Source organism: Streptococcus sp. 339 (genome assembly GCF_013277285.1).
Classification (GTDB): Bacteria; Bacillota; Bacilli; order Lactobacillales; family Streptococcaceae; genus Streptococcus; species Streptococcus pseudopneumoniae.
The window spans coordinates 17,208-27,348 of sequence record NZ_VMMR01000010.1; the positions used below are offsets into that span (position 1 = coordinate 17,208).

At 43.9% G+C, this 10,141-nt stretch carries 8 protein-coding genes; 1 reads left to right on the top strand and 7 read right to left on the bottom strand.

Going from position 1 to position 10,141, the window contains the following annotated elements:
• Window positions 1-35: 35 nt before the first annotated feature.
• From stkP to gmk, 7 genes are all read right to left on the bottom strand, one after another.
• On the bottom strand, window positions 36-2,015 hold the full coding sequence (gene stkP / locus HT736_RS01715; RefSeq protein WP_023940838.1) for a serine/threonine-protein kinase StkP: 1,980 nt from the start codon (window positions 2,013-2,015) through the stop codon (window positions 36-38).
• Entirely contained in the window at window positions 2,012-2,752 is a 741-nt protein-coding gene (locus HT736_RS01720) for a Stp1/IreP family PP2C-type Ser/Thr phosphatase (RefSeq protein WP_000406247.1), read from the bottom strand. The genes stkP and HT736_RS01720 overlap by 4 nt, the downstream gene beginning before the upstream one ends.
• 14 nt (window positions 2,753-2,766) lie before the next feature.
• On the bottom strand, window positions 2,767-4,080 hold the full coding sequence (gene rsmB, locus HT736_RS01725) for a 16S rRNA (cytosine(967)-C(5))-methyltransferase RsmB (RefSeq protein WP_007284879.1): 1,314 nt from the start codon (window positions 4,078-4,080) through the stop codon (window positions 2,767-2,769).
• Window positions 4,073-5,008, bottom strand: coding sequence for a methionyl-tRNA formyltransferase (gene fmt / locus HT736_RS01730; protein WP_000163714.1), 936 nt, complete (start codon window positions 5,006-5,008; stop codon window positions 4,073-4,075). Before fmt ends, rsmB begins: the two co-directional genes overlap by 8 nt.
• A 12-nt stretch (window positions 5,009-5,020) precedes the next feature.
• Window positions 5,021-7,417, bottom strand: a complete 2,397-nt coding sequence (locus HT736_RS01735; protein WP_172930682.1) for a primosomal protein N' — start codon at window positions 7,415-7,417, stop codon at window positions 5,021-5,023.
• A gap of 65 nt (window positions 7,418-7,482) precedes the next feature.
• Window positions 7,483-7,797 (bottom strand): DNA-directed RNA polymerase subunit omega, encoded by a 315-nt coding sequence (gene rpoZ, locus HT736_RS01740; protein ID WP_000979235.1) that lies wholly within the window; start codon window positions 7,795-7,797, stop codon window positions 7,483-7,485.
• A 24-nt stretch (window positions 7,798-7,821) separates the two neighbouring features.
• Window positions 7,822-8,448: a guanylate kinase gene (gene gmk / locus HT736_RS01745; RefSeq protein WP_000775034.1), complete on the bottom strand. Its 627-nt coding sequence runs from the start codon at window positions 8,446-8,448 to the stop codon at window positions 7,822-7,824.
• Window positions 8,449-8,728: 280 nt separating this feature from the next.
• Between gmk and nagA the strand changes: the two genes are divergently transcribed.
• Entirely contained in the window at window positions 8,729-9,880 is a 1,152-nt protein-coding gene (gene nagA, locus HT736_RS01750) for an N-acetylglucosamine-6-phosphate deacetylase (protein WP_001134440.1), read from the top strand.
• The last annotated feature ends 261 nt before the right edge of the window (window positions 9,881-10,141 follow it).

A 10,141-nucleotide genomic window follows, 5' to 3' on the forward strand; every position in this document is an offset into this window, starting at 1 on the left:
AAGATTGATTACTTATTTTGATTATCCATCTGATTTTAAGGAGTAGCTGAACTTGTTTTAGGTTTGTAGATTGAAATCTTGACCCTTGTCTTATTGAGGTCTACCTTTTCACCTGCTCTAGGACTTTGTTCAACAACCATGCCTTCTGCACTACCTGCAGGTGCTTTCGTCACTTCTACAACTTCTATATTGGCTTCCTTAATCCCAACAATTTGAATCAAATTGTTCTTAGTAAACTCCAAGCTGGAACCAATGTAACTCGGCATGGCAACACTTGTAACTTTTTTAGCTACTGTCAAGACGATTTGAGTAGGTTTACTCAAATCATAAGGGATACCTGCACCTGGACTTTGTTTCATAATCGTTCCTGGTTCGCTTTCGCTGGACTCTTCTTCCTCTATCTTAATCAAATTCTCAGGAACCTTCTTCTGCTTGAGTTCTGAGATGACTTCTGTAGAGTTCCGTCCAATATAGTTCCCTAATTGAATCGTCGTAGCTTTTTTAGCCACTGTCAAGACAATTTGAGTTGCCTTGCTCAAGTCATAGGTCGTACCTTCTGGTAGACTTTGCTTCATGACCGTTCCAGCCTCACTCTCCTTGGACTCTTCTTCCTCAATTTTAATCAAATTATCTGGAACTTTTTTCTCTTTTAATTCCGCAATGACATCAGATGATTTCCGACCGACATAATTACTAATTTGGAAAGATTGCTTGCCTGATGAGACAACCAAATTGATTTTCGTTCCTTCTTTTCGACCAGTTCCAGCGCCAGGATCTGTACGGATAATCCGCCCTTCCTCCACCTTTTCACTAGCCTCTGACTTCTCCTCGCCAATCTCAAAATTGGCTTTCTTGAGGGTTTCCTTGGCTTCCGCAACTGTCTGACCTGCCACATCTGGAATGGCAATGGTTGCAGGAGTTCTGGATAGTATCCAAATAAGAGAGGCTGCCACCAATACAAGGCTGGCCAAAAAAATCAGGTAACGCATCTTAAATCTACGTTTTTTCGGTGCTTGTGGTTGGTAAGTTTCCTCTGTCACAGCCTGGCTTGTTTTTTTGATTGGTTTGTGTTCTGTCTGCGCTTGAACCTTAGGAATAGATGTCAAGGTACTCTGGGAAACCTTCGGTAAGGTCTTGGTATCTGCCTTAGTCGCATCGTCAAAGATCAGCTTTGGTTCATTACGACGATTATAAGACAAACTACTAGACAAATCCACATACATCTCAGCAACTGATTTATAGCGATCTGTCAATTTCTTAGCAGTTGCCTTGATAACAACATTCTCCAAAGCCTGGGGCACAGATGGATTCTCAGCAATAACGGACGGCAGGGGTTTTTGGAAATGCTGGAGAGCGATGGTCACTGCACTATCCCCATCATAAGGGATATGGCCTGTCAGCATCTCATAGAAAATGATCCCCATGGCATAGATATCACTTTGTACAGTCGCCTTAGAACCACGCGCCTGCTCTGGTGACAAGTAATGAACGGAGCCCAGCATCGAGTTAGTCTGAGTCAGACTCGTCTCAGCAAAGGCTACTGCAATCCCAAAGTCTGTAACCTTGACAGTCCCATCTGGTGTCAAGAGGATGTTTTGAGGTTTCAAGTCCCTGTGAACAATCCCTCTGGTATGAGCCAAACGCATGGCGAGAAGAATTTGTCCCATGATACGGACGGCTTCTTCATTAGAAAGAGGATAGTGTTCCTTGATATAGCGTTTAAGGTCAAGTCCAGCCACATACTCCATAGCGAGGTACTGTTGACCGTCTTCCTCACCAATATCTGTTATCCGAACGATATGAGGATGGTCTAAATCTGCCATAGCTCTCGCTTCACGCTGAAAACGAGCTACAGCTATCGGGTCCGTCTGGTAGTTGGTCCTCAGAACCTTCACTGCCACTTCTTCCCCGTCTAGAATCAAATCTTTGGCTAAGTAAACATCTGCCATGCCTCCTCGACCAATCTGTTTGACAATCCGATAGCGTCCGGCAAAAATCTTGCCGATTTGGATCATTCTGCATCCTCCTCGTTCATAGAAACAAGGGCAACCGTAATGTTGTCTAAACCTCCTGCATTGTTAGCAAAACGAACAAGTGTCTCCGTTTTATCTGCTAAAGGAATATCACTGGTTACAATATCACGAATCTCACTGCCTGAAATCATGTTGGTCAAGCCGTCACTATTGAGCAAGAGATAGTCACCTGACTCAAGGATCACTGTCCCAAAATCAGGCTGAATTTCATCTTTTTGCCCAATAGACTGGGTGATAATATTTTTTTGCGGATGAGCTTCTGCCTCTTCTGGTGTCAATTGACCAGCCTTGAGTAATTCATTGACCAAAGAATGGTCGCTCGTCAACTGATGGTATTCTTCTCCACGAATCAAGCCGATACGCGAATCACCAATATGAGCATAGATAGCCTGATTATCGATAATAGCAAGGACTTCCAAAGTAGTTCCCATGCCTCTGTAAGCTTCATCCTGACCAAGCTGGTGAATCTTTTGATTTTCAATTTCTAGGTAATGGGCGAACCATTCACGCACTTCATTGACTGTATCGATTTGGGTATCAACCCAAGCTACACCCAGGTCTGTTACCGCCATTTCACTAGCGATATTCCCTGCGCGATGACCTCCCATCCCATCAGCTAAAATAATCATGGTACGTCCAGCTCTATTGACATAGTGGTTGACATAGTCTTGGTTATTTGTTCGTTTCTGACCAACATCTGTTAATAATGAAATTTCCATGTGTCAGTTCCTTCCTAATCCGATATCTTGCGAAATTGACTGATGAAGAATCCATCACTTCCATACAATTCAGGTGTAATGAGGATACAGCCGTCTTTCATGATATCCTTACATTCATGTTCTAGTTTTACCTGCTCGAACTCGGGATGACTTTCTAAAAAGGCCTCAACAACTTGAAAATTCTCCTCTGAGACAATAGTACAGGTGCTATAAGTTATTATACCACCTTTGCCTAGTGTTTGACAAACACTACCTAATATTTCTAGCTGAATTTCCTGTAAGGACGCGAAATCTGCCGTTTCTTTATTGTATTTGATATCTGGTTTTCGGCGCAAAAGACCGATTCCTGAACAGGGAGCATCCACCAAAATCTTATCAAATGAATTCTGCCCAAAAAACTCATGCACCTTTCTGGCATCCAATTTTTGCCTTTGAACCCGATCTGCAACTCCCAGACGTTGAGCATTTTCTTGGATTAAGTCCAACTTGTGATCGTACAAGTCCAGAGCAGTAACCTGACCTGTCGTGAGATAAGAGGCTATATGGGCTGTTTTCCCACCCGGAGCCGCACAGGCATCAAGCACTCGCTCATCTCCCTGCAAATTCAAAGTTGGCGCAACCAGCTGACTAGACTCGTCTTGGATGGTTATAGTCCCTTCTGCAAACAAATCATGGCCTGCAAAATGCCCTTGCTCCTTAACCAGACCAGTGGTTGCTAAAAGGGAATTATTCGCCTCCAATAAGGCTTGGATTTCCTCTTTTCGGCTTAAATCAGTTACACGAATACTGGCCTTGTTTCGCACCAAGAGACTTTCAAAAATAGCTTGCGCTCGCTCCTCTCCGTATTCTTCCTTGAGCTTTGCAACTAGCCAAACCGGAAGGGAATAAGCGATGGAGTCACGCTTGTTTTTTCGTTTGATGCTAGCAATATCTGGCCAGCCTTCACGCAAGATACGGCGAAGGACGGCGTTGACCAATTTTTCACTGCCTTTTTTACGGACTTTGGCCAATTCCACTGCTTCATTGACCACAGCATAATCTGGAATCTTGTTCAAATAGCGGAGCTGGTAGGCACTCATGAGAAGAAGGACATAGAGCCAGTTATCTAACTTATCTCTGTCTTCGATAAAATGGGATAGGTACCATTCCAGAGTCAGTTTACGGGCTACCGTTCCATAGACTAGCTCGGTCACTAAGCCCTTGTCTGCTGCCGAAAGTTGACTTCCCTTGAGATGCTTATTTAAGGCGATATTTGAGTATGCTTGATTGATAAAAACATCCTCTAATACTGCCAGGGCTAAACTTCTAGCCGTTTCTACTTTAGTCACCAAATCGTTCTCCTACAGTCAATGTACGTCCAACTCCGTTGAGGAAGGAAGCGATGTCCATCTTAGGCTTACCAGCTGGCTGCACTTGCTTAAGAGACAAAGCTCCTTCTGCCGTTGCGACAATCAATTCTTTCTTGCCGATAGAGAGAATCTCTCCTGGATTTCCCTGACCTTCTACTGGCAGGGCTTCATAAATCTTAAAGCGGTCGCCCTTAAGGAAAGTATGGGCAACAGGCCAGGGGTTCATCCCTCTGATTTGGTTGAAAAGTTGACGATTGCTTTTAGTCCAATCCAACTTTTCTTCCTCTGGCTTGATATTTGGCGAGAAAGTAACCTGACTTGGATCCTGCGGTTCAGGTTTGATGTCACCAGCAATGTAGGCAGGCAAAGTATCCAAAAGCAAATCACGACCAACTAGCGCCAATTTTTCAAACAAGGTGCCAACATTGTCCTCATCTGTGATCGGAATACTACGACGAGAAATCATATCCCCTGCATCCATTTCCTTAACCATCTCCATAATGGTTACACCAGCTTCCTCATCACCTTGAATCAAGGCATAATGGATCGGAGCACCACCACGATGTTTAGGAAGGAGTGACGCGTGAACGTTGACCGCAAAGTCCATGCTATCAAGGAGTTTACTTGGGAGAAACTGGCCAAAAGCGGCAGTCACAATCCCATCTGCTCCTAGCTTCATAAGATCTTCCATCTCTGGACTTCCAGATAGTTTTTCAGGTTGGTAGATAGGAAGTCCTGCCTCTTTTGCAGCTTGTTTAACTGGGGTTTCCTGGATAACTTTTTTACGTCCGACAGCACGGTCTGGCTGGGTCACAACGGCTAGAATTTCGTAACGGTTATCTGTCAAAAGTCCTTTTAAGACTGTTGCTGAAAAGTCGGGTGTCCCCATAAAGATTAGTTTTGTCATATCTTCTCCTTCTTATAAAAATTGCTGTGGCTCATGGTCAATGCTGAGACGGAGCTCACTATTTTCCCTTTCTTGAGTCAAGGCCAAGACCTGGTTGAGGGTTGGTCCCAGCTCATCTTCTAAACGGTATTTAATTAAAATCTGGTAATGATAGAGGTTGTGAGTACGGGCGATGGGTTTGGGCGTTGGCCCGAGGATGTTACTGGTTTCAGACAAACCTGACCGCAAAATGTTCATGACTTCATAGGCACGTTTGACCACCTCTTCTTCTTTCTTGTGAGAAAGGGTAATGCCAATGGTGAAATAGTAAGGTGGATAGCCAAGTTGTCGTCTGATACCCATTTCATAAGCATAAAAGCCTTCGTAGTCCTGGTCTTTTGCAAATCGAATAGCGTAGTGCTGAGGATTGTAAGACTGAATCAAGACCTGCCCAGCTTTTTCAGCACGTCCTGCTCGACCTGCCACCTGAGTCAAGAGCTGGAAGGTTCTCTCAGAAGAACGGAAATCAGGCAGATTCAAGGCCGTATCCGCATTTAGAACACCGACTAGGGTCACATTTGGAAAATCCAATCCCTTGGCAATCATCTGAGTACCTAGTAAAATATCTGCTTCTCCTCGCCCAAACTGGTCAAGCAGAGCTTGGTGACTACCTTTCTTACGAGTCGTGTCCACATCCATGCGCAGAATGCGAGCCTGGGGAAAGAGTTCTGCTAGCTCGTCATAAGCCTTCTGTGTCCCTGTCCCATAGTAGCGAATACTGCGGCTCTTACAGTTAGGACAGACCTGAGGAATGTCCTTCGAAAAACCACAATAATGGCAGTTCATATTCTTGGTATCCATGTGCAAGGTCAAGGAAATATCACAGTTGGGACAAGTATCCACCGTCCCACACTCCCGACACATGACAAAGCTAGAATAACCACGGCGATTGAGCATGAGAACCACCTGCTCTTTTTTAGCCAGACGGTCCTGAATCGCTTCTAGCAAAGGAGGCGTAAAATTTGACGTCTCGTTTTGTCCGATATAGTCCCGAAAGTCAATCACTTGAACCTCAGGGATTCTAGCTAAAGGATTGGCGCGTTGGGTCAGACGTAAATGTTGATAAACGCCTTTGCCAGCCCGAGCACGGCTTTCCAGACTAGGAGTTGCTGAACCAAGCACCAGAGCCGCTTGATTATAATGAGCCCGTAAAATAGCCACCTCTCTAGCATGGTAACGGGGATTACTGTCCTGCTTATAAGTCGCTTCATGCTCCTCATCGATAATCATGACACCTAGATTTTTCAGCGGAGCAAAGATGGCAGATCTAGCACCAACAACAACTTGGGCATCGCCGCGTTCCACCTTGCGCCATTCATCATACTTTTCACCATTGGACAGGCCTGAGTGAAGAATGGCCACTTTCTTACCAAAGCGAGCAATAAAACGCTCCGTCATCTGCAGAGTCAAGGAAATCTCAGGCACTAACAAGATGGCTGTTTTCCCCTTATCCAAAGCTCCTTGGATTATTTGTAAGTAAACCTCGGTCTTCCCACTTCCTGTGATCCCTTGAAGGAGGAAGGGAGGCTGATGACTACCAATAGCACTCACAACCGCATCACGCGCCTGTCTTTGCTCTGGATTCAACTCCAAAGGCTGACTTGCTTCAATCCCTTCAAAATAAGCAGCCGAGCGTTGCACTTCCTTTTGGACTATGGACACAGCACCTTGTTCCACAAAAAAGTTGACCTGCTCCCGTGAGTAGGACTCTAACAAACTAGCCAAGGAAGCACTCTCAGGATGAGACAGCAAGTAATCTCTCAATTCCAACTTTTTCTTGGCACGCGCAGATATTTCAACACCTTCTAATTGAGCTAGATTCACCTCATACCAAGACTGGGTCTTGACCTTCTTTTGATCGACTGCCTGATATTCCAGACCAAGTAGGCCTTTTCTAGTCAAACGCATCATTTCAGCTTGCTTACCTAAATCCAGAGAAGAAAAGGCTAGTGAATCTTCAGAACCAAACAAGCGCTCTCGGTCTTCCTGACTCAGACCTTCCAGAGGATAGAGAATCTTGTCATAGCTAGAATTTAGAAATCCCGGTAGCATAGCCTTGAGAATAGAGATTTTGTAAGAAAATACAGATTTGCGGAGCTCCTCAGCCAGCCAGAGTTGTTCTTGCGTGAGAACAGGAGAAAAATCCAGTACCTCGGCAATATCTTTTAAATCTTGACTTACCCCTTCTTCATCCACTTGGGACTCCAAACCAAGAACAATCCCTTGAATCAGGCGATTACCCTTACCAAAAGGCACATGAACCCGCATCCCAACTTCCAGCATTCCCTCAAATTCCTCCGGAATCCTGTAACTATAGGGCTGGTCCGTCTGCATCAAGGGCACATCTACAATAATATTGGCTATAACCATCTTCTCACCTCCTCCTTGTCAGTACATTCTTACAATAGAAAAAATAAGATTGAGTCCCCCCAACCTTAAATTTTTTCACCATCTTCTTTTTCTTTAGCGATTTGCTCTTTGATTTTCTTTTCTTCTTCTTCTTTGCGGCGTTTTTCTTCTTCGATACGGCGACGCACTGCTTCACGTTTCCCTTCTGGGTCTGGGTGAATGGTTACGTTTCCTGATTCGATTTCTTCTAGAGCGCGAAGAGTTGATTTTTCAGACTTGAAACCTTGAGTTGCTGGTGCACCTGCTTCCAATTCGTGGGCACGTTTTGCTTCCAAGATTACGAGTGAATATTTTGAAGGAACCTTGTCGAGCAAGGTATCAATAGAGGGTTTTAACATCATTTGCTTGTACCTATTTTCTAAATTTTATCGGGTAGTTGGAGACTTTGGTAACATCTCCTGATAGTGACCAATGACACGGTCCACACGGAAGTGCTCTGCTTCGATCACACGTTTGACACGCTCAGCAGCTAGGGGCACCTGATCGTTGACAATCGCATAATCATACTCACGCATGAGAGCAATTTCTTCCTTGGCTTTTTCGATTCGTTGGGCAATCACTTCTGCGCTATCTGTTCCACGACCTACCAAGCGGTCTTGTAATTCATCCAAATCTGGTGGTGTCAGGAAGATAAAGACAGCATCTGGAACCTTTTTCTTAACCTGAAGAGCACCCTGAACTTCAATTTCAAGGAAAACATCGATTCCCTTGTCCAAGGTTTCATTGACGTAGGTCAGAGGAGTTCCATAGTAGTTGCCGACATATTCTGCGTATTCCAACATCTGTCCTTGACGAATCAGCTCTTCAAACTCTTCACGAGTACGGAAGAAATAGTCACCACCGTCCACTTCTCCAGGACGTTGTGCGCGTGTCGTCATCGATACAGAGTATTGAAATTGATTTTCAGAACTCTCAAAAATCTCTCTTCTAACCGTTCCTTTGCCAACCCCTGAAGGACCAGAAAAAACGATTAGTAAGCCTCGGTCTGCCATTGTGTCTCCTTTTAGTCAATCTGTGAAATAACATTTCTCTAGAATAATGGCAAAAAGCCAGATTATCCTTTACAGTCTTTCTATCTAGTGTAACAAAAAAGCAGTAATTTTTCAACTGCTCTTTCTTATTTATTTAGATGTGTTGTGATTCGAACGTGAAATATCGCTTTTAAAATATCTTCAGAAAATAGGTCTATACCATTTACAAATGAAAAAGAAAGGTTTATAATGTAATTGACATAATAAATTGTAGAATCAATTTTTTAAGGAGGTTAACATTATGCCTAACTATATTAAAGCGGATCAGTTTTTCTACCCACACGGAGTTCGTCGAGGTGGTTACTTGGAACTTGTGGACGGCAAGTTTGGAAAACATGTAGAGCAGATTCCTGAAGGAGCTGAGGTGATTGACTATACAGGTTATAGCATTGCTCCAGGACTTGTGGATACCCACATTCATGGATTTGGCGGTGTGGATGTTATGGATAATAATATCGAAGGAACGCTTCATACTATGAGTGAAGGACTCCTCAGCATGGGGGTAACGAGCTTCTTGCCAACAACTTTGACATCGACTTATGAGCAATTGCTTGCGGTAACTGAAAATATCGGTGCTCGTTATCAAGAAGCAAGTGGCGCGAAAATTCGTGGAATTTATTTTGAAGGGCCTTATTTCACAGAGAAATACAAGGGGGCTCAAAACCCTGCCTACATGAAAGATCCTCGCATGGATGAGTTTCGTGCTTGGCAAAAAGCAGCAAATGGCTTGCTAAATAAAATTGCTCTTGCGCCAGAGCGTGAAGGTGTAGAAGACTTTGTACGGACTATCACCGGAGAAGGTGTAACGGTTGCTCTTGGGCACTCAAACGCGACTTTTGATGAAGCTAAAAAAGCAGTCGATGCTGGAGCGAGTGTTTGGGTACACGCCTACAATGGAATGCGTGGGTTGACTCACCGCGAACTGGGTATGGTTGGAGCCATGTATCAATTACCTCATACCTATGCAGAGTTGATCTGTGATGGCCATCACGTAGATCCAAAAGCCTGCGAAATTCTTATCAAACAAAAAGGGACAGAAAACATTGCTCTTATTACAGACTGTATGACAGCTGGTGGATTGGAAGACGGTGACTATATGTTGGGAGAATTCCCAGTTGTCGTTGCAAATGGAACTGCACGCCTCAAATCGACAGGTAACTTGGCAGGTTCTATCCTCAAACTCAAAGATGGTGTGAAGAATGTAGTCGAATGGGGAATTGCGAATCCGCATGAAGCAGTCATGATGGCCAGCTTCAACCCAGCTAAATCCGTTCACATCGATGACGTCTGTGGACAAATTCGTGAAGGTTATGATGCAGATTTTATTGTTTTAGACAAAGATTTGGAATTGGTAGCAACCTATCTAGATGGTGTGAAACGTTATCAAGCATAAGAGAGAAGAGTCTGGGCAAAAGTCTAATTTGAGGAGAAAATCCAGTAATACTCCTTTGAAGTCAAAAAGCAACAAACACTGTCAACTATTTGTTACAACTCCATTAATTAGTATTCCACTTTCTAAAATCAGTATTTTGAGCTGTGCAATCCAAGTCTTCTAATTTGTTTTTTAATTTCTGTTTAGTATAAATTTTACTTGGGCAGTAGACCAACTTGGAGCGTTTACGAGTTGTTCCAGGCTCAGTTTAGCTTGTTTTCT